The organism is Chryseobacterium sp. 22543, assembly GCF_052044565.1.
In the GTDB taxonomy this organism is placed as follows: Bacteria; Bacteroidota; Bacteroidia; order Flavobacteriales; family Weeksellaceae; genus Chryseobacterium.
The window spans coordinates 36,739-62,466 of the sequence record NZ_JBQENH010000004.1; the positions used below are offsets into that span (position 1 = coordinate 36,739).

The following is a 25,728-nucleotide window of genomic DNA, read 5'->3' on the forward strand; positions in this document are numbered from 1 at the left end:
CTCCTTGTAACAATGAAAAAAATCGGTTTATTTTTCGGATCATTTAATCCTATTCATATCGGACATCTTATTCTGGCGAATTATATTCTGGAAAATTCTGATATGGATGAGCTTTGGTTTGTAGTGAGCCCACAAAATCCGTTTAAAGACAAAAAGTCTTTACTGAAAGATCATAACAGACTCGATATGGTACAGCTTGCGGTAAAGCACTATCCGAATATGAGAGCTTCTAATGTAGAATTTTCTCTTCCGATGCCAAGTTATACAATCGATACCCTTACTTACCTCCATGAGAAGCATCCTGAATATTCTTTCAGCCTGATTATGGGAGAAGATAACCTGAAGAGTCTTCACAAGTGGAAAAATTCTGATGTTCTGATCAAAAATCATCATATCATAGTTTATCCAAGAGTATTTGAAGGCGAAAAAGCAGATTCTGACTATTTACAGCATGAAAATATTTCTCTGATCAAGGCGCCGGTCATAGAACTTTCTGCCACTGAAATCCGTAATATGATTAAAGACGGCAAAAATGTAAGGCCGATGTTACCTCCTGAAGTTTTTGAATATTTGGATGGTAGCAGTTTTTATAAGTAATTTTGCAAATCAGAAATGAGAGGGTAAAAACTAAAAGCCAGAGAAAGACTCTTACCTTTTAACTCTCACCTCATAACTCAAGAAATGGACTTCATCGAAAAATTTTTCTCAAAATATTCTCAGGAAAAAATCATCAAATGGTTTAAACAGATATGTGTTGCAGAAGCTGTTTCATGTCTTTTACTGTACTGTGTTGCGATGATATGGATCCGATATGATGAAAATTTGTATTCCATTATCTTCATCAGTGTTATTGGCAGTTTACACGGATTATTTTTTACGCTTTACCTTTTACTCTGCCTTCCTGCAAGAAAAATTTATAATTGGGATGATGAAGATTTTGTTTTTGCCTTATTATCTGCATTCTTCCCTTTTGCAACGGTTTGGGTAGACAAAAAACTAGCCCGATTCGACAGAGAATAAATGATAAATATACTGCATAAAAAAAGGACCTTTTCGGTCCTTTTTATTTTGAATAGTATTACATATCCCGTTTTACATGTCCTGTTGCTGTAAAGGTATGATTGCCGGAATTATCTGTAAAAGTTCCGTTAACTGTAAAATCAATGTAGTCTCCCAAAGCTCCAAAAGCAGTTATATCAACAACCAAATTCCCGTTATTTGATGTAATGGATCCCCCCGAAAACTCAAACATGTAGTTATTGGTAAAACTTGCAGTAATTCCTGTCATATTGTTTTGAGTCATAAAGAAAGTTGGCCCAATTGGATTTGTTGAGATTATTCTTAATTGTTTGGCTGGCAGATTAGGTGATGTAGAAGTAAGACCTGTCCATTGCACATTGAACGATCCTGACAAATTAATAATAGGTTGATTATCAATTTTATAACTCACAAATTCATTCACAGAATTACAAGCCATGATATTCCCCAAATTCATAGTAGTAGATGTGGCAGTGAAAGTAACTTCATTAGTACTCAGAAAATTAACGTTATCAAATCCTTCATACCTAAACTGTGGATTTGCTGTGCATGAATACGTATTGAATATAAAACCTCCGTTATTATCTACCGGGACTGACATATACTGGAAATAATTTGTACTTACTGTTGGTTTCAATTCTACATAACCATCACTCACATTGGCATTGGCACATGTTTTCAGAACTCCCTGAATGGTATAGCTGGTAGATGTAGAAGGGTTTACAACAATATCAGAAATAGTCGTTATGACTCCTGTTGGAAAAGGGCCTACGTTCGATGTATAAATTACATTATTACAGACATCATAAACTTTTAAACTAAGAGTTTCACCTGCCGGAACAATTCCGGAAACCACCCCTGCATTATCCGTCATTCCGTAAGTCTCATACGTTTGAGAGCTTCTCTTTAAAGCTACCTTGGTATTAGGTAAAACCTGCCCTGCAGAGTTTTTTACAGTTACTTTCATGGTTGCCTGTTCAAACTGTGCATCATAATTCCACCAGGAAAAATGACTTACTGTTCCTACATAAGCATTTCCAATCTTTGTAGCAGAACCTTCTTCTTTCCACATTCCTGTATCTTCATTATAAGACCATAATGGAATTGTAGTCGGTGAACTGGAAGTTTGTGTGGCATCCACAGGAACAGTTATTTCTGCGGTATGTCCGTTTGCAAGCTGAAGGTTTTGTCCCGCAGTTCCTGTCAACTGTACATGTAGCATTCCAAATGTTTCCATTATTCTGGCATTACCTCCTGAATTGGTTGCCAAAAATGATCCAGGCATTAATTCATTAAGATATTGATTGGATGGTGCTAAATGAAAGACCCCAACACTCACATTTCCTGAATAGGCGTTTCCGTTTGCATCTTTGAAACTTCCGTCAAATTTTACTTTTGTTCCGTTTGGTAATGAAACTGTAGAGGTAGAACCCGTGGTAATTGTAGATGTCGTTGTTGCTGGAATCATCATGATATTCACCCTATTTATTCCGTTGGTAGGTACCAAAACCCTAGATGCATTTACATAGCCGGATTTTGTCACTTTTATATGGGCAAAATTTTCTTTTACCGAAGCATTTTTAAATGTAAAGAAACCTTTAAGATTGGTTGTAACTGTACTTGTTCCGATTGTAACCGTTGCTCCTGATACCGGAAGCCCGTTCGTATCAAGAACGACACCCTGGAAATTCTTTTGCGCCGTATTCCCAAAATTATAATTGGATGGAGGGTTTGTTGTGTCGTCCTCTATTTCTGAGAAAGTTTCATTTTTACATGAAAACATCAACACAAACAACAATAATAAAAGATAAAATTTTCGCATATGGTATTAATTTTTAGTTTTTACTAAATTAATAATAAAATACAATCATTGTTATCTTTTCTGATTTCTCATTAAATATTTTTTAAAATTTCCATCAATTTCATATTGTCATGTAACAAAAATGAACTTCAAATTGTCTAATTAAGTAATAAAACCATTGAAACTCAAAATTGATATAAAATTTTAGTTACTGATAATCAAATACTTAAATAAAGTTTAAAAACATTTTAAGTACTTTGCATTGCATGATACTAAATTTATTATATATCTTTGTAATGTAAAATAACAAACCATACAAGCTATTAATTAAAAAATAATATCATGAAAACTCAAATTCTTATTGCAGCACTATTTTTCGGTGGACTTGTAACTGCCCAGCAGAAAAAAGACAGTTTGAAAGTAAATGCTATTGATGCAGTGAATATCAAGAAGCAGGTTTTCAAAAAACAAGGAGACCGTTTAGTTTACGATGTAGCTTCTTCATCTATTGCTAAGGGAACCAACACCTTTAATCTTTTGAAACAAACTCCAATGATTTCCAGCATTGATGGAAAAACACTGAAGATTTTGGGAAAAAATGATGCGGTGATCTACATCAACAATAAGAAAACAAATATGGATTCTGAGGCATTGATTGAAATGCTGAAATCTACTCCATCAGAGGATATCCAGAAAATTGAAGTGATTACAGTTCCGGGAAGTGAATTTCAGGTTGAATCCAAAGAAGGCGTAATCAATATTGTAATGAAAAAAAGCAAAAACAACGGTTATAACGGAACGTTGAAAATGCAGAATGAGCAGGCTTATTACAACAACCCTAATGCAGGAGCTTCTTTTAACTTCAGACAAGGAAAGTGGTCCGGTAACTCAAACTTCAGAACGGGAAGCTGGACAGACAGACAAAGATATACACTCTCTAACGGAGATCCTACATTCAAAAATGAATCATTTGGATTTAATGATGATCCCAATAAAAATTTTGGCGGAGGGTTTAATGTTGATTATGAGATCAATAAAAAGCATAGTCTTGGTTTCTCCTACAACATGAGATATAATAAAAGTTTCAATTCTGTATTGGATATTACCAACTGGCAAAATGGGGTTTTAAATAATAGAACGGTCAATAATGAAGATGCACAAACGAGAAATCATTCTTTCAATTTAAATTATGAAATGAAAACCGATTCTCTGGGAAGCAGACTTACCTCAAACATTTCTTACTTATGGTTCAACAGAGATAAAGTAAGTTTTAATGAAAGTTTTCCTTTAACTAATGATACCATCAACAAATATTCTGCACTTCATCAATCAGTACCTCAGATCATTAACAACTATGCAGCAAATATCGACTACCTGAAAAAAACGGCTAAAGGCGCAACATGGTTAATGGGAATCAGCTACAATCATACGAACACTGATAATGATACCAAACAAGACAAATTAATAGGTAGTGATTTTGTGATAGATCCTAAACAAACCAATCACTTCATTTATAAAGAAAATATTTTAGGTATTTACCTGAACTATGAACGTAAACTGACTGAGAAAATATCCGGAAAAATAGGAGCCCGATATGAAATGACAAGAAGTACCGGAGAAATTCTGGAAAAAACAGGGTTTGAAAGAAATTACAACAATCTTTTACCTTATCTGAATTTAAATTATGCCATCAATTCTGATCACAATCTGAGCTATACTTTCTCAAGCAGAATCCGAAGACCAAGATTCTGGGAACTCAATCCGTCCAGAACGTATTTCACTCCTACGAATTATACACAGAACAATCCATTTGTTCTTGCTTCAAAATTTTATAATCAGGAGCTGAACTATATGTACAAAAATGCATTTTATGCCAATCTTAGCTTTAATATGGTAGAAGATGCATCTGCTTCTGACATGCTTCCATTACAAGGGACTTTAACAACTCCAGAAAGGGATAAAAATGGAAATATAGTCTATGGTCCAGGCGGAAATATGATCATGCGAACAACTAGATTCCTAAGGTATATAAGAACCAATTACGGTAAAAACAGAGAGCTCGCTCTTACGCTGGGAATGAACAAGTCATGGTTCAAAGACATATGGACAACTAACTATTCTGTTAATTTGGGTTATGTTACCTACAAAGGCGGAGTATGGGAAGATCCAACGTCTCAGCTAGGTCAGTACGAATCCGAGTCACTGGATCCTTATATCATTGATGTAAAAAACTACAATATGTCTGTAACGATCAATAATATTATCAGACTTTCATCTAAAAAAGACTGGTTCTTAGGAGTTAATTACTTCTTTGCAAGCCAGACCGCTATGGAAGGAGGTATGATAGGAGCAAGACAAAGCTTTGATCTTAGTCTGAAAAAAATTGCAGGCGACTGGACCATTGTAGCGGAAGTAAGCGATTTATTTAACCAAAGCTTTTACAGCGTTAAAGGAGTACAGCCAAACGGAAAATATAACAATATAACCAACTTCAACTATCCAAGGCTCATGAGCATCGGGGTTACTTATAATTTCGGAAATCAGAAACTGAAAAAGGCAAGGGAAATGAAATCAGCTAATGATGCTGTAAAATCAAGAACCTAATCTGCACAACTTATATCACAAATCCACTCTTAAATAAAAACAAACATGAAACGTATAATTTTGTCAATGGCTATCGTATTCGGTACTTGTGCACTTGCACAGGAGAAGAAATCTGATACGGCAAAAACAAAAAATATAGAAGGAGTTACCATTACAAAACAGGTTTTCAAAAAGCAAAGTGACCGTTTTGTATATGATGTGGCAGCATCACCAGTAGCTAAAGGAAATACCACTTTTGACCTTCTGAAACAGACTCCTCTATTGTCTTCCACAGATGATAAAACATTAAAAATCGCAGGGAAAAATAATGCTCTGATCTATATCAACGGAAGAAAAAGCAATATGGACTCTGAGTCGCTGGCTCAGTTCCTGAAAAATACTCCGGCAGAAAACATCCAGAAAATTGAAGTGATTACTGTTCCTGGCAGTGAGTATCAGGTAGAATCATCGGATGGTATCATCAATATCGTTTTAAAGAAAAAAATGAGTGACGGTCTCAACGGAAATATGAGAATGTCTAATACAACCGGTAAATACAACGGAAGCCAGGCCAGTTTCTCTGCCAACTATCGAAAAGGTAAACTGGGAGTGAGCGCCAACCTAAGCGGTGGTGAAAATATAGAGGCACAAACCTACACTTTAAGAAACGGAACTGCCAAAACATCTAACGAATCTACGGGAGATATTGATGATCCGAACAAAAATATCGGAGGTTATCTGAATATTGACTATCAGCTGAACGATAAAAGCAACTTGGCTTTATCATGGAACACATGGGCTAATAAAAGTTATAATTCTACCGTAAATCTTTTCAATACCATTAAGACAGAAAACGGAACAAAATATACATGGTCCAAGAATAAAGAAGATGCAAGATCTTACAACAATTCCGTGAATTTAAATTATGAATTAAAGACCGATTCCTTAGGCAGTAAGCTTAATGTAAATGCGGCTTATCTTAATTATAAAAGATTCCAGTTTACAGACAACAGAACACATATGTCTGATGCGAATATGGGAGTTGGAAAAATGACTACACAGTTATTCCAGGATCTTCCACAGATCATTAATAACTTCTCCGGAATGGTAGATTATAATCAGAAATTTAAAAATGATCTGACTATTTCAATAGGGGGAAATTATAATAAAACCAAAACAGACAACGATTCTAAAAACATTACGTATTCTTTTAATCCCGCAGAAGTTCCGGATTCAAGACCGAACCACTTTATCTATGATGAAAATATTTATGGTGCTTATCTGACGATAGAAAAGAAATTATCGGATAAAATCTCTGGAAAAATCGGAGCGAGATATGAAATTACAAACAGTCTTGGAACCTCTGACAATGCCCCTACAGATGAACTTAAAAGGATTGAAAGAAATTATAACAACCTTCTTCCCTATTTGAGCTTCAACTATGCAATCAATGATAAAAACAATATTTCTTATTCCTTTTCAAGCAGAATGAGAAGACCGAGCTTCTGGGAAATCAATCCGGTGAGAAACATTCTGACAGATGATAATTATACTCAGAACAACCCTTTTGTAAAGGCTTCATCTACTTACAATCAGGAATTAACTTATATGTTTAAAAACTCATACTTCCTGATTTTAAACCATTCTTATATTCAGGATGCCATCACTCAGGTTCCGCTGCAGGGATATCCGGTATCTCCTGATGGTACGGTGGGTCCCAATCCTGTATTGAGATATATAAGAACCAATTTCGGAAATAAACAGGAAATGTCTGCAATGGTAGGGGTTCAGAAATCATTCTTCAAACAATACTGGACCACCAACTTCAATATTGGAGTTCAGCATAATATCAACAATGGAAGCCTTGATATGGATCCTACTACGGGAGATCGATTTAGGAATCAGAAGGGCGAAGATATTGTATACACCAACAAGACTAATTCTACCAGTCTTTTGATCCAGACCAACAACACGATCCGTCTTGATAAAAAGAAAACATGGTTCTTTGGAGTTAATTATTTCTTCGTAGACAAGCAGCAGATCGAACTTGGATTACTGAAAAGTTTAATGAGTTTAGACCTCAGCATCAAGAAAGTGTGGAACGAGTGGACCTTCGCAGTTAATGCCAATGATATTCTTAATACCAATATCGTTAAAATTGAAGACTTCCAGGAGAATGGAAATTATAATTACATCCACCAAAACCGTTACAACAGAAATGTGATGGTAAGCCTTACCTACAATTTCGGAAACCAGAAAGTGAAAAAAGTACGAGACATCGAAGGTGCATCAGATGCTATCAAAAGCAGAACAAGATAAAGAACTATCTTTCTTCATATTCAATTAATTATTCTTACAGTATCCGCTGATTCTTTTCAGCGGATTTTTTATATTTAATTGCTATGAAAAAAGATATACATATTATTTCGGTTTGCTTAATCCTGCTTTTTCTATGGATTGGCTGCAAGGAAAAAAAGATAGAACTGGGTAAAAATGCCAGCTTTGATAAAGAAGAAAATATTCATTATGGGAATAGCGATAAGCAGGTCATGGATCTTTATATTCCAAACAAAAAAACAAATACCAAAAAAGAAGTCTTCATCATTATCCATGGTGGAGGCTGGCGCAGTGGAAATAAGTCACAATTGACTTTCTTCACACTTTCTCTGATGCAGAGATTTCCTGATCATATTTTCGTCAACATGAATTATAGACTGGCTTCAGCAACTCAATTTAGACTTCCGAATCAGGCTGAGGATATTAGAAAAGTGACTGAGTTGCTAAAAATAAACTGGGTTACCACCCCAACCTGATTTTATTAGGAAACAGTGCCGGCGGGCATTTGTCTATGTTATATGCCTATCAATTCGATATTGACAAAAAAGTAAAAGCTGTAATTAATATTGTTGGCCCTGCAGATCTATCAGATCCGGGTTTCGGAAATTATCAGGAATATTCTTTTGTGGAAAAAAGGCTTGTAGATCCCGCTGTACCGAAAAAGGGCACAACACGAATAGATTTTGCAAGTCCTGTAAAATGGATAAGAGAAAACTCCCCTCCTACCTTATCTTATTATGGAAATTCGGATCATGTCATACCTTCTACTCAGGAAAAAATCTTAGATTCAGTTTTAAATAAAAATCATGTTATCCATGAGTCTTATCCATTCAATGGTGGACATCTGGATTGGGATAAACAGCCTAATGATGAATTTCTTATCAATAAAATTGAAGCTTTTCTTAAAAGACTAACAAAAAAATAACACGTTCTGATACTTCAAAACGTGTTATTCTTTTATCTATTAATGGTATTTATTCAGATTTTGCAACGGCTGTTCTTTCTGAAACCCCATTGGCATTGAAAGCTTCAATCTGGAAATAATAAGCATCTGTTCTGTCTGCTCCTGTAAAGAAATATTCATTCTTTCCGTATACCATAATGCTTCCATACAATTTATCAGGAGACTTCCCGAAATAGATTACATAGCCGTCTGCATCAGGATTCTGCTGCCACTTCATCCAGATACTTCTTCTTTCACCATATTTCTTGGGATCAGCTCTTAAAGGTACAAATCCCTCAACTTTTGAAGGCTGTTTCCCTGCTCCTTTTCCAAATACCCTGAAACCGCTCAGTGCAAATTTCCCTGTAGGCATTTTCAGATTTTCCATTTTAAGGAAACGGGCTTTTGCAGGCTGCTCCAGCTCTACATAATCGTGAGGAACATCTTTTGTATTTTTGCTTTTATCTACAATTACACTCCACTTCTTGCCGTCATTGGATCCATAGATCTTGTACTGGTGCATTTTTCCTAAGGTTTTCCCCATAAACTCTGCATCCTGGTCAGCATAATTGATCTGAATGGCATTGATAGCAGAGACCTCACCAAGATCTGTCTGGAACCATTCTCCAGAATTTCCGGTCTTGGCACTCCAATAGGTTTTGATATCTTCATCTACAGCATTATTCGGCTGATATCCACCTAAAGTAGATGAAACCTGAACCGGTTTATTATAATTCAACAGCATCCATCCGGCAAAAAGACCTTTTGTAAAATCTTTTCCCTGTGCATATTGCGGAAGGTATGTGGGGTAATCACCATAAGCTGTATTACAGTACATTACATCATCTTTATCAAAACCTGCCGGCCAAATTCCCAGTCTTCTTTCAAAATTATTTTTAGTGGAGATAAAGATGGTTGAAATGTGCCACCAGTTTTTATAATTGTCTTCAAAAGTAGCTCCGTGACCTGCTCCTCTGGCAAAACCTCCCGGTTTATAGGAAAACGGATTATGCTGTTGGTATTCGAAGCCTTCCAAAGGATTTTTGCTTACGTATACTCCATCAGAATATCCGCTGAATTCTGTTGCCGGAGCACCATACTGCATATAATATTTTCCGTTGTGCTTTGTCATCCATGCTCCTTCCACAAAAGGCTGAAGAAAAACATTATCATTATACTCCCCGAAACGTTCCCAGCCGTGGTCTTCTGGTTTTAATTTAATAATCGGTTTTACAAAACCTTCAGACTGAAGGTTTTTCACTTTCACTTCTGTTCCCAGCAATGGCCATTCATTACTTGAACCCCAGTACAGATAGAGTTTATTTTTATCTTCATCATAGTGGAATGCCGGATCCCACGCTCCTACTTTTAAGGTATCTACAGCAATTTTCCAATCATCTTTGGTAGGATTTGTACTTTTCCAGATCGGAAAATCCTGCTCCCAGGTAGAACCATAAACGTACAAAGTGTCTTTCATAGCCCAAACTGCCGGAGCATTAAGATCATGAGTGTATTTATTGTCTCTGAGAAATTTCCTTTTTACAAACTTCCAGTCCAGCATATCGTCACTGTACCAATATCCTTCCTGATTCGTAGAAAAAAGGAACAGTTTATTCTTAAAATTAACAATCACCGGATCTGCCGTAGCACGGTGTTTTCCCTGTTTAGAAAAAACTTCGAAAGGAGTATAACCATAATCAATATTGATAGGATTACAGAAAGTCTTCTGCTGTGCTCCTGCAATGATTCCGAGAAAAATTGCTAATAACAGAAAGTATTGTCTCATTTTTAGATTTTAAAGATTACCGCAAAGTTAGCTAACTTTTTTTGGTTTTCTCCAAATAAAGCCGTCCAGGAGATAATGAGTAAGCTGAGGCACTACTAATAACGGAAGCAGAAACTGAAACCATTTCTCCGAGATCATCACATTCATGGAAAAATGCTCGTTCCAGACCAGCGTTTCCCACAAAAATTCTTCAACAAAGGCAAATCCCAAAAGAACTCCTATAAATAAAAATACTCCGGAAAAAGATTTAAAAATCTGCATTCCATTCAACGTACTATTTTCCTTTTGCTGTATTTCCCGGATATAAATCAATGCGATATAAGGAATTCCGTGGGAAATCACATTCAGAAAAGTAAAAAGAAGATCATTGTTGAAGTACACGATTCCGAAATACCAGGAAAGGAAAGTTCCGGTAATCAGTGCAGTTTTGGGAATATTAATTCTTTTGGTTTTAAAAGCTTCAAAAACAGTTTTAGCAATCCAAATAATCAGAATTGTAAAATATATGACTGTGATTAAATGAGTATAATCCGGGAGATTTTTAAGCCAGTCAAACTCATTATTGACAAACCATGTAAAGGCACGTGGTGTCATGAACCAATATAACATGGGATAGATTGTTGCGGAATAAACAGCTACCTCATCTATTTTTTTGCTCCAGTTATTCGGTTCAAAACGCGCATAGATTCTCATAAACCCGTATTGCTGGCGTATAAAATGGAAAACTGCAACCAAAGCCAATACCGACCAGAAGGTCAGATTCCCGAATTGAAACAGAATAACACCCAAAATCCAGCTTATAGCAGGAATTCCGAGATAAAGTAATTTATTTTTCTGGATCTCACCTTTTACAAAATAGGTCTTGAACAAGGTAGAATAGACGTGGGCTACATCCACAAAAACAATCAGAAAGAGCCATGTGTAAAAAGAATACTGATTTTCCAGCCCCTGAATCTGTTGCTGAAAAAGAAAAATAATCAGCAATACCAGGAAAGGTGGTGATAAAATAAACCACCAGTCTGTTTTGACATTATGTATCCAGGGTTGTTTCATATAGTAATTTTATATCATTTTTTCTGCAGTCCGGATTCCCTGATAAAAGGCTTCTTCAAAAATAGATATTCCTGAAAGATCGGAATGGGCAAAGAAAATTTTATCTTCAATAGGTTCTTTTGCTGTTCTGGTTTCTTCTCCAAAAATCTGGTTGGGAACCGGCGCGATCATCGCATGCCCTATTTTATGAAACTGCATTTCCAGAACAAAGTCTTCTATCAGAGGGTGTGCTTTCTTCAGATCATTTAAAACTAAATCTTTCAGTTCGGCATCTTTCATGGCATACAATTTTTTTCTTGCTTTTCTGCAGTCCCCGGTTGAAAAACTTTTGTAATGGGTAATCACCTTTTCACCCATAATCTGGTTAAGATTCTGATGCTGATCAAAGATATAACCCAATCCAGAAGATCCATAGATTACATTATCCCAGGCCAGTTCTTCATCTCCTCCGAATTCATTCCTCAGGGTAATTGTTGTTAAAAGCCAGGGAACATAGTTGAAAGAAGCCGCTTTTTGATGATTGAAAATTCTTTCGTTTACAAACTGTGGTGATGCAAACAGCACTTTATCAGCAATGATTTTTTTTGTTTTTTTCTGGGTATTGTCAAAACTCAGGACCTCAACTTTACCATTGAGCGTTACATCAAAGACAAGATTACCGGACATCTGTTTTCCTTCAGTATATTTTGAGAAATGTTTTGCAAGCCTTGCATTGCCTTCCGGCCATGTGAAAACCTGATCTTTATATTGAGTACTCCAGTTATTCTTTCTTCCAGCGAAATAATGAATTCCCGCCCATGCTGAAACATAATCTATCCCTAATCCGAAATCGTCTCTGCAGGAATAATCCAGAAGCCAAAGAAGTTCTTCGGAGTGATAATTATTTTCTTTGAGCCAGTCTTTGAAAATGAGCTTTTCAAGGTTTACAGCCTCATCTTTTCTGCTTGAATCATGTACCGGGATAGCAAACCAATATTTCCCCTGTGCATCTTTCTTTACACGAAACTCATCCATCAGCTTGAAAAAGCGGTTAAGTTCCTGCTGGGTTTCTGTTGAAATTCCTCTTTGGGGAACAATATCATTCTGCCAAGAGTTTTTATAAAACAGTCTTTCCTGTTGTGGAAAAGTCATTTGGTATTCATCAAGAATGGGCTCTCCGTTCTCTTCCGTTCCAAGACAGATTCCACATTCTTTCAGAAACTCGATGATTTCTGTATTCTCTTTGTTTGGCAATGGTAAATAGTGAGCACCTAAAGGAAATTTTGAAAATGAATTCTGTCCGTTGGAAGAGTTTCCACCGAGATGATTTTCCATTTCAAGGAGAAGGTAATCATTTTCATTATTCAGATTAAAAAAACGGCATGCCGAAAGTCCGGAAATTCCACCACCCACAATAAGATATTTGGTGTGGATAACTTCTGAAAACTGTGGAAAATCTTTTGCCCACAGCCGATGTCCGAGAACATGATTAGTACCCGTAATCCTCAGGAGCAGTGACTTCACCTTCTTTCCGCAATATTGCAAAAAGGGAAGCATAAGGCTACCTAAAAATATAGTTTTAAGAAAATCCTTTCTACTGTACTTTCCCCCACTCTTCATCGAAATAACGAACTAGTATCTGGTTATCCAGACGGTTAACTTCTACTTCTTTCACTTTCATATCTTTACTGAAATAAGACATCTGTGAAAAGTTGTAATCATAAAATTTTAAACCGGGAAGCTTTCTGTAGATTCTGTTGTTGACAGGTTCAAACGAAGCCATAGAAAATCCCCATTCTCCAAAAGACGGAACATAAGTATGATACGCCGCTGTGAAAGGAAAAATCTGATTGATCGTTTTTTCTATACACCAGAATGATTTGGGAGCAAAATACGGAGAAGTGGTCTGAACTACAATTTTAGTGTCCAAAGTCGTCAGTTTCTCCAGTTCTTTATAAAACTGCAGGGAATAGAGTTTCCCTAAGCTGTAATTGGAGGGATCCGGAAAGTCTATGATGATGACATCAAACTTTTTTTTGTTCTCTTTTACCCAAATGTAGGCGTCTTTATTGATTACTTCTACTTTAGGATTGGAAAAAGAACTTTGATTCAGCTTTCGCATGGTTTCATTGGTCTTAAAAAACTGTGTCATTTCTCCATCCAGATCTACAAGCGTTATTTTTTTAACGTCTTTGTATTTTAATACTTCTCTTGCTGCAAAACCATCACCTCCTCCAAGAATCAAAACGTTATCAATGTTTTTTGCCATAGACATCGCCGGATGCACTAAAGCTTCATGATAACGGTATTCATCGGTGGAAGAAAACTGTAAGTTATTATTTAAATACAGACGGAATTCGTGAGTATTTCTGGTGAGAACAATTCTTTGGTAGGGAGAACTTTTGGTATAAACCACATTTTCACCATATAATTTTTCTTCAGAATAAGACAAAATAGTATCAGAAAAAATAAAAAGTCCTACCAATACAATAAACGCTGAAATTGATTTTACTTTTAATGATAGCGGTTTTGACAATTCCTTTTTAAGATAGTAGCAGAGGAATATAGCGATCGAAATATTAATGAGCCCAAAAAACAAAGGTGTTTTTACAATTCCCAGTTTCGGAATCAAAACCAATGGAAATAGAATGGATGCCAGCAAAGCTCCGATATAATCGAATGCAAAGACATTTGAAACTAAGTCTTTAAACTGCACCCTGTCTTTCAGAATATTCATCAAAAGCGGAATTTCCACTCCAACGAGGCATCCTGTGAAGAAGACAAAGAGATAGAGAACACTCTCAAAATGTGCCAGTGTATTAAACAAAGTAAAGAGCACCACAGAGCTGACTCCGCCCACGATTCCAACCAGAATCTCAATCTCAATAAATTTATCGATCAGATTTCCTTTGATGAATTTCGCAAAATAGGAACCTACTCCCATTGAAAATAGGTACACCCCGATAATGAAAGAAAACTGCTTTACAGAGTCTCCTAAAAGATAGCTCGCCAGGGCTCCGGCCACCAATTCATAAATCAATCCACATGTAGCAATGACGAATACTGAAAACAATAAAAGCAGCTCAAGAGGAATCCTCTTCTTATCCATGAATTGCGGCGCTTATAATCATTGAAATTCCTATGATAAATGCTCCGAATACAATAGCCAGTGCTATATTTTTGTTCTGAGCGATCTCATGCCATGTTTTTTCCGGAGTAAGTTTTTCAATAATGAAATAACACACCAGCAAAATAGCGATTCCTAAAAATGAGTAAAGAACCGAATTGAATATTGGTAATAAATTGATGTTGTCCATAGTTTTATATTTTTATTTGTGATAGTATCTGTAGAATCCTACTCTGGAATGACTTCTTGTGGTTCCATCGCGGTATGTTTCCGTTTTGGCACAGTCGCAGACCTGATTTCCCTGATAAGTAAGATATACGAACCATGTCAGGAAAAAGCTCCCAATCAGGCAGAGTATCCAGTTTTGTCTTATATAGTTTAAAATATTAGTCATCATGATGCAGAATAAGGTGAGTTTGAACTGTTCTTCCATTTATTCACATTAAAGAAATGCTTTCCTATCCACATAGCTATAAACAAAGCGGCCATAATGAATATAATAAATCCGAAGTTCCAGAATGAAACGGGAAGCCAGGTTGCTTTGAGCTGTACATAGGTATTGCTTGAAATGGGATCTGTAGTGAGTTTAGGTGCTTCAACATTAATCAGGGAGTCCAGCTTTTGAGTCCCGAAAGACGTTTTAGTAAGTCTGGCCACTTCCGAAGTATCTTTTTCCAGTATCTTTCCATCTGTAAAAGATGTGGTTTGCCCGCTCAACAGGTCAGTAATCTCTATAATTCCCGATTTATCCCGTGATAACGTTACCTTTGAATCCGGAGACATAAGACCGGAAAAGGCAGGTAAAGAGCCATCCTTCTCTGCAGAAATAAGAAAGTGATACTGCCCGGAACTTACTCCACAAAGATTAAAATCTTCGGACTGACTTCCTTCTGACCAGCTTTCCCCATCTTCGTAACCATGATACTGTTCGATATCTTTGGAGGTATAGATAATTTCATTGGTTTTTTCATTCACAAGACTCAGCTGAATATTTGCCCAGGAATTATCAACCCCTGAAAACGCATTTACCTTTAATGGTGCCGAACCTCCTGAAAGGGTAAAACTGCTGCTCACCATTTCTTTATCCCGTACATCTGTAAAGTTGATGGTCTGCGCAAAAACGGTTTCGTTAGTTCTTGATGTATAAACATACAGCTGAAACAGACATATCAATAATGCTGCTATACAGAAAATGTTTATAGCCTGTTTGATATCAAAATAATAAGGCTGAACAATTCCTACTCCTGTATAATAGGGCATATGTCCTATTTTAAAAGCCTTTTTAACATCATGTTTTGAAATGTGAACTCCATAAAAATACTGGCTTTTCTTGCTGGTCTTTTCCTGAGAGATCATACGGGTTCCGTTGACATATTCTTTGTAAGTGGCAAGACTAAAATCCACGTGTTCTTCAAAAAAACCGGCTGCAGCTTCAACACTGCACTGAGAGTTTTCGTACCAGCGATAGGTTCGTCCTAGATAGGTTGGTAATTTCGAGTTTTTACCTTTAAAATCATCGGGATGCATAGGAATCAGGAAAACCCAATGTCCGTCACTTTCACTCAGGAAAGCATCATTTCCTTTACTGTCTTTTAAAGAGTATTCGCGCCAAAAGATACTGTTTCCGTATTTCTTGACCACAATTGCTACGACGGTATATTCTACACCTTCAATTTTTCCTTTCTGTCCGACGTCTAAAACAACGTTTTCCGTCGGTACCTTCAAATGTTTGATATTCTTATTTCCGGCTACATCAATGAGATGAGAACAGGTTTGACAAACATATTCTTCAACAGGAAAGGTGAGATCTAATTTATTTTCTGATTCGCATGCTGGGCAGACATAGTGCATTGTTATCTGTAAATTTTGTGTTTTTGAATGGTATTAGCTTTAAAATACTGAACCACTTCATCTGCAATCTGCTCTACTTTTGTGGTATTGTCCTGTGTATAATTACAAAGGAAAACATCGAAAGTAAGCTGTTTAAATTCTGGCCACGTGTGGATACAAAGGTGAGACTCTTTAAGGATCACTGCAGAAGTAAAACTATCATTCTCAAAAATATGATTGGTTACTCCTACAATTTCCACCTCTTTGGTTTTCAGAATCTCTTGTGTAAATGTGAGAAAACCTTTGCTGTCTAATAACAAATCTTCTGACTCTGTTTCCAAAGTCAGAAGAATATGTAAACCTTTACTTGATAATGGGTTCAATTAATTTTTTCGTAAATATATTATTTTTTTGGAAGAAAAACCTCAGCAAGCATACATCTTGCGCTTCCTCCTCCATTTACTTCAATGGTATTCAGGTCAGAATAGATAATTTCGCAGTATTTTTCAATAGCGGCTACCTGATCTGCAGCTAAAGATTGATAAGCAGTCTGGCTCATCACCAGAAATTTCTCACCGTTTTTGTTCTGAACCTGAAGCATATTTCCTGCAAATTGCTGCATCTGCTCTTCTGAAATTTCGATGATTTCTTTTCCGGAACCTTTAATAGTTTCAACTACTTTTTCTCTTTCCAGCTCATCATCAATACAGTCCAGGCAGATTACGACAAACTTATCCGCTACACACATCATTACATTAGTGTGATAGATAGGAAGTCTTTCTGTTCCTACCGTCTGGAATGAATGGAAAACAACCGGAGTGAACCCGAATTTTGCACAGAATTCTCTGAACAGTTTTTCATCCAGCCTCAAAGAAACGGAACCGTAAGCAATTTTATTATCGTGATCGAAAATCATACTTCCCGTTCCTTCCAGGAAATGCCCCTGAGTTTCAGGAAAAGACCAGTCATCAATTTCAGCAACTTCAAAGCCCTGATCTTTGATGCTTTCAATAATATCTTCTCTTCTTTCTACTCTTCTGTTGGAAGCGAACATCGGATATAAAACCACTTTCCCGTCTTTATGGAAACTCACCCAGTTGTTCGGGAAAATAGAATCCGGAGTATGAGGATCCAATGTATCTTTTATGGTGATCACATTGATTCCTTTTCCTCTCAGCTTTCCGACAAAGGTGTTGAACTCAGCCAAAGCTTTCGACTGGATATCAGAACCCGTCTGCTCTACCTGAAAGTAATTGTTTTTCGCTGTCTCAGCGTTGTAACCGAATGCAATCGGTTCTATCATTAATACTGTATCTGTTGTTTGCATTTTTTTTGATTAAAAGATTGAAAAATTAAAAAGATTGAAAGATTAAAAACTCTCTCACTTTCAAACACTAAAACTCTCCTACCTGATTATTCTCTCACAAGCGGCATTGTGGAGCATCTCAACAAACCGCCCATTTTAGAGATTTCTCTATAAGGGATTTCTTCAACGGTCATTCCCCACACGTTTCTCAAATGGTCATTCATTCTGGTGAATGCTTTGTCTGAAACTACTATATCAGGAGCAATAGAGAAAATATTCGGGAACATTTCAAACATTTCTTCATCATTGATATGGAAGCAGTTTTCTTCTCCGAAAATGTCGATAATCAAGCGGTAGTCGCTTTCGTCCACGAATCCGTTTTTATAAATGATACATTTGTCTTCTCCTACCGGATTAAATGTACAATCCAGATGCAGAATTCCTTCAAACGGAACTTTATCATTTTTCTTCAGCTCCAGGTCGATGATTCTTTTCTTTGGAAAATATTCTTTTAAGATTTCAATGGCATACTCATTTGTTCTTGCCGTCTTATAGTTTCTGTAATCTTCGCTGAAGCAGGTTCCGATAAAAATAAAATCATTCCATACGATAACATCTCCTCCTTCAATATGTGCTGTTTCCGGAAGGTTGATAATCTTTCTCCATGCTACTTTCTCAAAAACGCTTTTGTATGCTTCCTGCTCGTCTGCTCTGTCTGCAATCACATTGGAAATGATCATCTTGTCATCAATCACAAAGGCTACATCTCTTGAGAAAACCTGGTTGTAATCTTTGATGATACTTGGACGCAGTACTTCAACGTCATACTTTTTTAAAACCGCTTCAAAAGCGTTCATTTCATTGATAATATCCTCTTCTTTAGGATACATGTTGTGTTCGATTGAGTAATATGACTTTGCGTCATAACTTTCCTCTAGTGTGGGAACTGCCCCCAGTGAATTAGGCTGGCCTAGAACTACTGACTTCAGCCTACCCGTTTCGTTTTTAATGTTTAGTCTCATAAAGATTTATGCAATACTACAAATATAAGTAAAGGTCTCTACCTATAAAACTTTTGGATTATTTTATGTATTAAATTTGATCTCCAAAATCAACACCCTTCAACAAAATTTCCTTGTCTGCACAGCCAACTGTAGTGAATAGCTCCAAAAACATCTACAACTTACTATTTTCCATCTACATAAGAACAAAAAAACAGATAATTCTATTATTTAATTTCCTATATTAGTGATATAATTTTCGCGAAATTATATCTCATAAAACTTAACTATTAACACCAAAAATCAAAGTTATGAACAAGAACAATCCGGTGCTGAAAAACGCACAAAAATTAGGAAGAGAACAACAGAAATCCGTAATGGGAGGTGCGCCAATCTCAACAGGCAGAAGATGCTGTGAGTGGGATGATACAGGAAAATGTTATATCTGGACTTGTGACAGATGCCAATGTCCATAATAAAAACGAAAGCCTGCTTTTTCAAGCAGGCTTTCTTATCTCGCTCTGTTTTCTTCTTCTGTTCTCTGGGTTTCTTTTACCTGATATTTTGAACTTCCCATAGTATAACTGAGTGAAAATACCAATCTGCTGCTATCCCACCAATGGGTAAAACGATTATCCATGATCTGTTTATGACGAAATTCTAATCGTTGGTCATAAGAATCAAGGAGATTATTAAACCCGATTTTAGTGTTCAGTTTATTATCAAACCATGACTTTTGAACTGATACATCTATGGTATACCTTGGTTTGATAATGTAAAGACTGTTCCCCGTTGTAGATTCATAATTAGCAAATACATTCACAGTAAATCCTTTTGGAAGGGAAAATACCTGATTGAGCCTCACTTCATAATTGTAGATTTTCAATGCAAAGACCTCATCCAGATAAGGTCTGAATTCATCATTATAATATCCTGTGATCTGACTGGTAACATTCCACCATTTTGTAATTCTGATTGGAAAGCTGGTTTCCAAGACAGCAAAGTTCCGGTAAGGAAGATTTGTTCCCAGATATTCTAATACATTCGTTTCCGGATTGTACAGGGGATAACGTGTCATCACATCTTTTTCTTTTCCAACGGTAAAGCTTGTGATCCAGTTTTTATAACGGTAGGTTGCTTTGATCTGGCTTGTAAAAGAAGGAAGCAGATAAGGGTTTCCTATCCAGTAATTTAGCGGACTAAAATAAAACCGGAACGGATTGAGCTGAGAGAAGACCGGTCTTGTTATTTTCCTGCTGTAAGAAAGGGAAAGTTCGCTGGACTTGTTAAAAGTATAATTTGCACTTAATGATGGCAGCCATTTCAGATAGTTTCTTGCAACAACGGAATCCACAGTAACTGCATTGGAAATACTGTTTGTATTTTCAAATCTCAGGCCTGCATTGATCTGTAAGCTTCCTATTTTCTGTCTGTATGCCAGATAACCTGCCCATATTTTTTCTTTATATAAAAACACATTACTTCTTGCAGGATCAAAGACAAAATGGTTTCCGGCAGACAGTGTATCATACCTGATATTGTTTTGGGTGTCTGAATTGATATATTTAACTCCCGCTTCAACATCTGCATGATCAATTTTCTGCGAAACATCTATCTGGGCAGTATAGATAGTAATTTTATTAATCAAGTCAGACTTCCAGTAAGACAGAAGATTTACTGTGGTCTGATCTCTATTGATAAAATCATCATTCTGTTTATTTTTAACTGAAAGATAGTTTCCTAAAAAACCGAATTTAAAACCTCTATTTTGAAAAGAATAATCGGTGGTAATTCCATAATTATTTTGTGAATAACGGGTAGGACTTTCACTGGTGGTATTCAATATTGTCTGGGTTTCATTTTTATCGGTAGTAAAAAGTGATCCGTTTCGTGAACGGTCATTATTCCTGAAATTACCTCTCAGATTGATCCCTAGTCTGTTTTTATCATTCAGTCTGAAATCGGCTCCCGTCTGAATATTGTACATCTTTCCAAAATCTTCCTGATAGGTATGGGTGCGCATCATATTTGTATTTGCCAGTCGCTGCAAAGCCTGATAACGATAGGTTGAAATACCTTCATTATAACCTGCCTGAAGACTGTATGTCACTTTCCCCGTATGATAAGATGTATTGAATGCATTTTCCCTGTAGTTGAATTTATTAATATACACATTACCATTATAGCTTGCTTTCCAGCCGAGTCCGGTATTCTTTTTTAATTTAATATCAATAATCCCTTTAAATTCGGCATCATATTTTGAAGACGGATTGGTATTCACTTCTACAGATTCTACCATATCCGGGGATAAAGACCGCAAATAAGCCTGCAGTTCCTGATTACTCATCACAACAGGTTTTCCATCAATAAGAACAGCCGGAGCAATTCTTCCGCCAATAAAAATTCCGTCTTCCTGATCCACTGTTACACCAGGTGTTTTTCTTAAAACATCAAGAAGATGCATAGACGTTTTAAAGTCTCTGTTTCCGGCAACAGAAACAACGAGGTTCCCATCACTCAATTTCATCTTTCGTGGAGCGGATTGAAGAATGATTTCTGAAATAGTCGTGGTGGAAGATTTTGCCTGAGCCAGAGAATCCGGAACTTTTCTTTTTACAATTTCCTGCGCTTTTCCAAAAATTGAGAGAAATAGCATGAATAACAAGAGCCACAATTTGATTATCATAGATTTTAAATTTTATGAAATCAAAAGTATCAGCTTGTTGTAAAAATGCGGTTTTGAAATTGAAATTCCGCAGTACTGAATTATAAATTTGAACTCTGAAACCTAGGCTCAGCAAGGATTTGAGATTGTTTATACAAAAGAGGAGTTGTATTTTTAATTTTCTTAAAGGTTGAAAAGAAAGTGGACTTAGAATTAAATCCTACTTCATACCCGATCTCCTCAATTTTTAAATAAGACCCGTTTTCTATTTTTTCACAGGCTTCATTGATCCTGTATTCATTGATACAGGTAGAAAAACTTTTCCCCAAATTATCATTCAACAATTGGGACAGTTGATGAGTAGACATATTCATTCTTGAAGACAGGTCGCTCAATTTTAAATTCGGATTTTTATAGAGTTCTTCTGTATCCATTAATCTCTCTAATCTTGATACAAAACTATCTACTTGTTCTCCGGAAATCTTTTTATTGGAATACTTTTCTGTTTCTTTTACCGGAAGCTGCTGATATTTCTTGTTAAATAAAATCAAAAAATTGGCATACAGCACAAATGAAAACACGAGACTTCCTCCTGCACAGTATATCTGTACCCAGCCCGTTGATAGCAGCTGATAGCTAAGAAATATAATCACATTGCTGACCAGAATCGGAAGTACAAAGTTATTCGGACTTTTAGGGTGCTGCTTAAGCAAAATATAATACTGATAGACTGTAAGAAATATAAATACAGACCAAACGGTATAGATAAAAGTACCAAAATAGTTATCCCACGTAATGGGAAACACTAAATACAATAAACCAACAATTCCTAAAATAAGAGTTAATATCCCAAACCATTTCTGACAGTCCTTCCAATCAAACTGATCCTGCTGGAAGGAAGATTTCACATAATAATATAAAGCTGGTCCGGTAAAAAATAAGGCTGACAGCCCTAAATGCGCGATAATTCTGGGTAAATCAGGATAAAAATAAAAGCATACAGAAATCATTACTCTTGAGCTTAGCATTAAGAGAAGAATTCCAAGGAAAAAATCCGGAGGGTATTTCAGTTTTTTAACAAACAGCAGATAGAAGCCCAGCAGAAGTCCGTTGAATGCTCCTACTGCGCTGAAGAAAAATAACATCTGTTCTCCAAAAGTCATTGGGTATTAATTTTTTACAGTAGTAAATTTAATCAATTTATTATATTATATTTTGTAAAAATTAAAAATATCTTTCTCTTTTTTAGGATTCTTTTTCCAGCCTTTTCAGGATCAGTGTCCGTAAGCGCTCATCATGGTCATCCCCCCATTTCCCTAGTGTGGCAATAACCGGAATCAATGTCTGTCCAAATTCTGTAAGCCTGTATTCTACTTTTGGAGGTACAACGGGATAAATCTTCTTTGTGACAAGTTCATGCTCTTCCAGTTCTTTTAACTGAACATTCAATACTCTGCGGGAAGCATCTGGAATTTTCCGCTGCAATTCACTGGGTCTTTGAAATCCTTCATTAATAAACCATAGTAAACGGATTTTCCATTTGCCATAGAGCACCTCAGCAATCAGATCAAGCCCGCAGTTCAGATTGGGTGGGATTTTTCTTTCGTACATAAAACAAATGTAACACAATGAGGTGAGATCACAATAGGGGATTAATTTATCACTATGTGATTCGTAAGACCGTACTTGTAAGAGCCTGTTATACTCCTGAAATTTGTACAAAAAAGAAATCATGACAGAATCATTTAATTTCAACAATGAATTATCAGGTAAGATTGCTTTGGTAACGGGTGGGACAAAAGGAACCGGAAAAGCTATTGCTGAAAGATTACTAACCGCCGGTGCCACTGTAATTATTACTGCAAGAAATCAGTCTGAAGAGATGAATAATCAGCTTCATTTTATTTCAGGAGATCTGAGTAAGGCAAAAGACACGGAAAAACTGGTAATAGAAGTGTTATCTACTTTTGGTAAGCTTGATATTTTAATTAATACATTGGGTGGCTCAGAAACGCCTGGTGGCGGCTTCTCTGTTCTGAATGATGAAGACTGGGAAAATACAATTCAGACCAATTTGTTGGCACCCGTTCGTTTAGACAGAGGATTTCTTCCGCAAATGTTGGAACGAAGGGAAGGTGTGATCATTCATATTGCGTCCATTCAGGGAAGACTGCCTTTATTTGATTCCACATTACCCTATGCTGCTGCCAAGGCCGGACTGATCAATTACAGCAAAGGTTTATCAAAAGAAGTTTCCCCGAAGGGAGTCCGTGTACTTACTGTTTCTCCAGGCTGGATCATGACTTCATCTGCCATCCGAATGATGGAGCGTATTGCTAAAAGTTCAGAAACTTCAATAGAAGAGGCAACTCAAAGTGTCATGGATGCGTTGGGTGGAATTCCGATCGGTAAGCCTGCCCAGCCAGAAGATATTGCAGAATTTGTTGGTTTTTTAGTTTCTCCACGGGCACAATATTTAACAGGAACCGAATATGTAATAGATGGTGGTACTATTCCTACAGTTTAATCATTTAAAAATAACAATATGAACTTACCTAACATTTTACAGGAATTTTTAAAGGCACAGAAGCTCTTTGACAGTACAACTTTTTCCAATTGTTTTTCTGAACAGGCATCCGTATTTGATGAAGGAAAAATATACACGGGAAAAGAGGAAATAAAGCAATGGAATGAAAAATCTAATCATGAATACAAAACCTTGTTTGAAGTAAAAGATTTTTCGGAGAAGGATAATACAACTGTTTTAAGAATCAAAATTTCCGGCTCTTTCAGTGGTAGTCCGGTAGTGCTGAATTTTCATTTCCGGTTGAAAGACCATCTTATTATGGCGTTAGCTATTACTGAATAAGTTGTAAAAAAAAGAATCCCAAAGTTTGCTTTGGGATTCTTTTATGGTATAAGCAAATATTATCTGCTTGCGATGTCAATGTAGTTTCTTTCCTGAGCACCTTGGTAAACCTGTCTTGGTCTTCCGATTGGGTCTCCTTTCAATCTCATTTCTTTCCACTGAGAAATCCATCCTGGAAGTCTTCCTAATGCAAACATTACTGTAAACATCTCTGTAGGAATTCCTAACGCTCTGTAGATGATTCCTGAATAGAAATCTACGTTTGGATATAGTTTTCTTTCAATGAAGTACTCATCTTCAAGTGCTACTCTTTCTAACTGCATTGCAATGTCAAGAGCTTTATCCTGAATACCAAGTGCAGTAAGGATATCGTCAGCAGCTTTCTTGATGATTTTCGCTCTTGGGTCGAAGTTTTTGTAAACTCTGTGTCCGAATCCCATTAGACGGAAGCTATCACCCTTATCTTTAGCTTTAGCAACATATTTAGATACGTCACCACCATCTTTTTCAATAAGTTCAAGCATTTCGATTACCGCCTGGTTAGCTCCACCGTGAAGTGGTCCCCAAAGTGCAGATACCCCAGCAGAGATAGAAGCGAAAAGACCTGTGTGAGCAGAACCTACCATTCTCACTGTAGAAGTAGAACAGTTTTGTTCGTGGTCTGCGTGAAGGATTAATAATTTATCTAAAGCATTTACAACTACCGGATCGATTTCGAAATCAGCGTTTGGTAATCTGAATGCCATTTTGTAGAAGTTCTCTACATAGTTTAGGTTGTTATCACCGTGGTTTAATGGTAAACCTTGAGTTTTTCTGTAAGTCCAAGCACAAAGGTGAGAGAACTTAGCGATCATCAGCTCAGCAGCATGATCCATTTCTTCTTTAGAATTTACGTTAACGGCTTTCGGGTTGAAAGCTGTTAAAGCAGAAGTCATAGAAGATAAAACTCCCATAGGGTGAGCAGAACGAGGAAAAACATCAATGATTTTTTTCATTTCGTCTGCGATGAAGTTATATTTTTTAATATTGTTGTCGAATGAAGTAAACTGATCCTGAGTAGGTAATTCTCCATGTAATAAAAGATACATTACTTCTGTGAAGTTAGATTTCTCAGCAATCTGCTCGATTGGATAACCTCTGTAGAACAATTCTCCTTTATCTCCGTCTAAGTAAGTGATGTCGCTAATAGTAGCTCCTGTATTTTTGTAACCTAAATCCAGAGTGATCAAACCTGTCTGGTCTCTTAATTTTGAAATATCAATCCCTCTGTCTCCGATAGTACTATCCACGATAGGATATTCATATGAATTACCGTCGTAATTCAATATTACTTTGTTGTCTGACATTATTTATTTATTTTTTTTAAATATACCACTTTCCATAAAATACGGCAAACTAAAAATTTCGCTT

At 36.4% G+C, this 25,728-nt stretch carries 24 protein-coding genes; 9 read left to right on the forward strand and 15 right to left on the reverse strand.

Annotated elements, in window-relative coordinates:
* Positions 1 to 12: 12 nt before the first annotated feature.
* Positions 13 to 597 (forward strand): nicotinate (nicotinamide) nucleotide adenylyltransferase, encoded by a 585-nt coding sequence (gene nadD / locus ACTJIP_RS14585; protein WP_077413627.1) that lies wholly within the window; start codon positions 13 to 15, stop codon positions 595 to 597.
* An 84-nt stretch (positions 598 to 681) separates the two neighbouring features.
* Positions 682 to 1,020, forward strand: a complete 339-nt coding sequence (locus ACTJIP_RS14590) for a DUF3817 domain-containing protein (protein WP_077413626.1) — start codon at positions 682 to 684, stop codon at positions 1,018 to 1,020.
* Positions 1,021 to 1,078: 58 nt separating this feature from the next.
* On the opposite strand, the gene ACTJIP_RS14595 is transcribed toward ACTJIP_RS14590, so the two are convergent.
* Complete coding sequence (locus ACTJIP_RS14595) at positions 1,079 to 2,860, reverse strand: carboxypeptidase-like regulatory domain-containing protein (protein ID WP_139348457.1); 1,782 nt, start codon at positions 2,858 to 2,860, stop codon at positions 1,079 to 1,081.
* 321 nt (positions 2,861 to 3,181) lie between these two features.
* Here ACTJIP_RS14595 and ACTJIP_RS14600 point away from each other — a divergent pair, with 321 nt between their 5' ends.
* From ACTJIP_RS14600 to ACTJIP_RS14615, 4 genes are all read left to right on the forward strand, one after another.
* The gene (locus ACTJIP_RS14600) at positions 3,182 to 5,443 is read left to right on the forward strand and encodes an outer membrane beta-barrel family protein (protein WP_077413624.1); all 2,262 of its coding nucleotides are present in this window, start codon (positions 3,182 to 3,184) and stop codon (positions 5,441 to 5,443) included.
* 45 nt (positions 5,444 to 5,488) lie between these two features.
* Complete coding sequence (locus tag ACTJIP_RS14605) at positions 5,489 to 7,741, forward strand: TonB-dependent receptor domain-containing protein (RefSeq protein WP_180565063.1); 2,253 nt, start codon at positions 5,489 to 5,491, stop codon at positions 7,739 to 7,741.
* 83 nt (positions 7,742 to 7,824) lie between these two features.
* The gene (locus tag ACTJIP_RS14610) at positions 7,825 to 8,235 is read left to right on the forward strand and encodes an alpha/beta hydrolase (protein WP_257468823.1); all 411 of its coding nucleotides are present in this window, start codon (positions 7,825 to 7,827) and stop codon (positions 8,233 to 8,235) included.
* Between the two features lie 35 nt (positions 8,236 to 8,270).
* Positions 8,271 to 8,684, forward strand: coding sequence for a hypothetical protein (locus ACTJIP_RS14615; protein ID WP_317619681.1), 414 nt, complete (start codon positions 8,271 to 8,273; stop codon positions 8,682 to 8,684).
* A 49-nt stretch (positions 8,685 to 8,733) separates the two neighbouring features.
* On the opposite strand, the gene ACTJIP_RS14620 is transcribed toward ACTJIP_RS14615, so the two are convergent.
* From ACTJIP_RS14620 to ACTJIP_RS14665, 10 genes are all read right to left on the reverse strand, one after another.
* Positions 8,734 to 10,488 (reverse strand): discoidin domain-containing protein, encoded by a 1,755-nt coding sequence (locus ACTJIP_RS14620; RefSeq protein ID WP_219072121.1) that lies wholly within the window; start codon positions 10,486 to 10,488, stop codon positions 8,734 to 8,736.
* Positions 10,489 to 10,515: 27 nt separating this feature from the next.
* Positions 10,516 to 11,541 carry a hypothetical protein gene (locus tag ACTJIP_RS14625; protein WP_077413620.1) on the reverse strand — a complete coding sequence of 342 codons (1,026 nt, stop codon included), beginning with the start codon at positions 11,539 to 11,541 and terminating at the stop codon, positions 10,516 to 10,518.
* Between the two features lie 9 nt (positions 11,542 to 11,550).
* Positions 11,551 to 13,044: an NAD(P)-binding protein gene (locus ACTJIP_RS14630; protein WP_440704783.1), complete on the reverse strand. Its 1,494-nt coding sequence runs from the start codon at positions 13,042 to 13,044 to the stop codon at positions 11,551 to 11,553.
* Between the two features lie 70 nt (positions 13,045 to 13,114).
* Entirely contained in the window at positions 13,115 to 14,629 is a 1,515-nt protein-coding gene (locus tag ACTJIP_RS14635; protein ID WP_219072119.1) for a polyamine aminopropyltransferase, read from the reverse strand.
* The gene (locus tag ACTJIP_RS14640; protein WP_077413617.1) at positions 14,622 to 14,837 is read right to left on the reverse strand and encodes a DUF350 domain-containing protein; all 216 of its coding nucleotides are present in this window, start codon (positions 14,835 to 14,837) and stop codon (positions 14,622 to 14,624) included. The genes ACTJIP_RS14635 and ACTJIP_RS14640 overlap by 8 nt, the downstream gene beginning before the upstream one ends.
* A gap of 12 nt (positions 14,838 to 14,849) precedes the next feature.
* Positions 14,850 to 15,044, reverse strand: a complete 195-nt coding sequence (locus ACTJIP_RS14645; protein ID WP_175627182.1) for a hypothetical protein — start codon at positions 15,042 to 15,044, stop codon at positions 14,850 to 14,852.
* Positions 15,041 to 16,498: a DUF4178 domain-containing protein gene (locus tag ACTJIP_RS14650; RefSeq protein ID WP_440704784.1), complete on the reverse strand. Its 1,458-nt coding sequence runs from the start codon at positions 16,496 to 16,498 to the stop codon at positions 15,041 to 15,043. The genes ACTJIP_RS14645 and ACTJIP_RS14650 overlap by 4 nt, the downstream gene beginning before the upstream one ends.
* A gap of 2 nt (positions 16,499 to 16,500) precedes the next feature.
* Complete coding sequence (locus tag ACTJIP_RS14655) at positions 16,501 to 16,860, reverse strand: S-adenosylmethionine decarboxylase family protein (RefSeq protein WP_077413615.1); 360 nt, start codon at positions 16,858 to 16,860, stop codon at positions 16,501 to 16,503.
* A gap of 20 nt (positions 16,861 to 16,880) precedes the next feature.
* Complete coding sequence (gene ctlX / locus ACTJIP_RS14660; protein ID WP_077413614.1) at positions 16,881 to 17,804, reverse strand: citrulline utilization hydrolase CtlX; 924 nt, start codon at positions 17,802 to 17,804, stop codon at positions 16,881 to 16,883.
* Positions 17,805 to 17,890: 86 nt separating this feature from the next.
* Entirely contained in the window at positions 17,891 to 18,805 is a 915-nt protein-coding gene (locus ACTJIP_RS14665; protein ID WP_077413613.1) for a dimethylarginine dimethylaminohydrolase family protein, read from the reverse strand.
* Between the two features lie 290 nt (positions 18,806 to 19,095).
* Between ACTJIP_RS14665 and ACTJIP_RS14670 the strand changes: the two genes are divergently transcribed.
* A complete protein-coding gene (locus ACTJIP_RS14670; protein WP_156118387.1) occupies positions 19,096 to 19,260 on the forward strand; it encodes a hypothetical protein in 165 nt (54 codons plus the stop codon).
* Between the two features lie 35 nt (positions 19,261 to 19,295).
* Here ACTJIP_RS14670 and ACTJIP_RS14675 read toward each other — a convergent pair whose 3' ends face one another.
* The 3 genes from ACTJIP_RS14675 to ACTJIP_RS14685 all read right to left on the reverse strand — a co-directional run bounded on the left by ACTJIP_RS14675 (position 19,296) and on the right by ACTJIP_RS14685 (position 23,060).
* Positions 19,296 to 21,470: a TonB-dependent receptor domain-containing protein gene (locus ACTJIP_RS14675; protein WP_428169241.1), complete on the reverse strand. Its 2,175-nt coding sequence runs from the start codon at positions 21,468 to 21,470 to the stop codon at positions 19,296 to 19,298.
* Positions 21,471 to 21,550: 80 nt separating this feature from the next.
* Complete coding sequence (locus ACTJIP_RS14680; RefSeq protein ID WP_077413611.1) at positions 21,551 to 22,612, reverse strand: helix-turn-helix domain-containing protein; 1,062 nt, start codon at positions 22,610 to 22,612, stop codon at positions 21,551 to 21,553.
* A gap of 82 nt (positions 22,613 to 22,694) precedes the next feature.
* Positions 22,695 to 23,060: a winged helix-turn-helix transcriptional regulator gene (locus ACTJIP_RS14685; RefSeq protein ID WP_077413610.1), complete on the reverse strand. Its 366-nt coding sequence runs from the start codon at positions 23,058 to 23,060 to the stop codon at positions 22,695 to 22,697.
* A gap of 121 nt (positions 23,061 to 23,181) precedes the next feature.
* Here ACTJIP_RS14685 and ACTJIP_RS14690 point away from each other — a divergent pair, with 121 nt between their 5' ends.
* Both ACTJIP_RS14690 and ACTJIP_RS14695 read left to right on the forward strand, forming a co-directional pair.
* Positions 23,182 to 23,976 (forward strand): SDR family oxidoreductase, encoded by a 795-nt coding sequence (locus ACTJIP_RS14690; RefSeq protein ID WP_077413609.1) that lies wholly within the window; start codon positions 23,182 to 23,184, stop codon positions 23,974 to 23,976.
* Between the two features lie 18 nt (positions 23,977 to 23,994).
* Entirely contained in the window at positions 23,995 to 24,318 is a 324-nt protein-coding gene (locus ACTJIP_RS14695) for a hypothetical protein (protein WP_077413608.1), read from the forward strand.
* Between the two features lie 59 nt (positions 24,319 to 24,377).
* Here ACTJIP_RS14695 and ACTJIP_RS14700 read toward each other — a convergent pair whose 3' ends face one another.
* Positions 24,378 to 25,664: a citrate synthase gene (locus ACTJIP_RS14700; RefSeq protein WP_047380612.1), complete on the reverse strand. Its 1,287-nt coding sequence runs from the start codon at positions 25,662 to 25,664 to the stop codon at positions 24,378 to 24,380.
* Positions 25,665 to 25,728: the final 64 nt, after the last annotated feature.

Bases quoted from the DNA above. Each gene is read 5' to 3' on its own strand.
- ACTJIP_RS14590 (WP_077413626.1), top strand. From the start codon at position 682: ATGGACTTCATCGAAAAATTTTTCTCAAAATATTCTCAGGAAAAAATC.
- ACTJIP_RS14605 (WP_180565063.1), top strand. From the start codon at position 5,489: ATGAAACGTATAATTTTGTCAATGGCTATCGTATTCGGTACTTGTGCA.
- ACTJIP_RS14595 (WP_139348457.1), bottom strand. From the start codon at position 2,860: ATGCGAAAATTTTATCTTTTATTATTGTTGTTTGTGTTGATGTTTTCA.
- nadD (WP_077413627.1), top strand. From the start codon at position 13: ATGAAAAAAATCGGTTTATTTTTCGGATCATTTAATCCTATTCATATC.
- ACTJIP_RS14665 (WP_077413613.1), bottom strand. From the start codon at position 18,805: ATGAGACTAAACATTAAAAACGAAACGGGTAGGCTGAAGTCAGTAGTT.
- ACTJIP_RS14615 (WP_317619681.1), top strand. From the start codon at position 8,271: ATGTTATATGCCTATCAATTCGATATTGACAAAAAAGTAAAAGCTGTA.
- ACTJIP_RS14620 (WP_219072121.1), bottom strand. From the start codon at position 10,488: ATGAGACAATACTTTCTGTTATTAGCAATTTTTCTCGGAATCATTGCA.
- ACTJIP_RS14625 (WP_077413620.1), bottom strand. From the start codon at position 11,541: ATGAAACAACCCTGGATACATAATGTCAAAACAGACTGGTGGTTTATT.
- ACTJIP_RS14640 (WP_077413617.1), bottom strand. From the start codon at position 14,837: ATGGACAACATCAATTTATTACCAATATTCAATTCGGTTCTTTACTCA.
- ACTJIP_RS14690 (WP_077413609.1), top strand. From the start codon at position 23,182: ATGACAGAATCATTTAATTTCAACAATGAATTATCAGGTAAGATTGCT.
- ACTJIP_RS14635 (WP_219072119.1), bottom strand. From the start codon at position 14,629: ATGGATAAGAAGAGGATTCCTCTTGAGCTGCTTTTATTGTTTTCAGTA.
- ACTJIP_RS14675 (WP_428169241.1), bottom strand. From the start codon at position 21,470: ATGATAATCAAATTGTGGCTCTTGTTATTCATGCTATTTCTCTCAATT.
- ACTJIP_RS14645 (WP_175627182.1), bottom strand. From the start codon at position 15,044: ATGATGACTAATATTTTAAACTATATAAGACAAAACTGGATACTCTGC.
- ACTJIP_RS14610 (WP_257468823.1), top strand. From the start codon at position 7,825: ATGAAAAAAGATATACATATTATTTCGGTTTGCTTAATCCTGCTTTTT.
- ACTJIP_RS14685 (WP_077413610.1), bottom strand. From the start codon at position 23,060: ATGTACGAAAGAAAAATCCCACCCAATCTGAACTGCGGGCTTGATCTG.
- ACTJIP_RS14700 (WP_047380612.1), bottom strand. From the start codon at position 25,664: ATGTCAGACAACAAAGTAATATTGAATTACGACGGTAATTCATATGAA.
- ACTJIP_RS14600 (WP_077413624.1), top strand. From the start codon at position 3,182: ATGAAAACTCAAATTCTTATTGCAGCACTATTTTTCGGTGGACTTGTA.
- ctlX (WP_077413614.1), bottom strand. From the start codon at position 17,804: ATGCAAACAACAGATACAGTATTAATGATAGAACCGATTGCATTCGGT.
- ACTJIP_RS14650 (WP_440704784.1), bottom strand. From the start codon at position 16,498: ATGCACTATGTCTGCCCAGCATGCGAATCAGAAAATAAATTAGATCTC.
- ACTJIP_RS14695 (WP_077413608.1), top strand. From the start codon at position 23,995: ATGAACTTACCTAACATTTTACAGGAATTTTTAAAGGCACAGAAGCTC.
- ACTJIP_RS14670 (WP_156118387.1), top strand. From the start codon at position 19,096: ATGAACAAGAACAATCCGGTGCTGAAAAACGCACAAAAATTAGGAAGA.
- ACTJIP_RS14680 (WP_077413611.1), bottom strand. From the start codon at position 22,612: ATGACTTTTGGAGAACAGATGTTATTTTTCTTCAGCGCAGTAGGAGCA.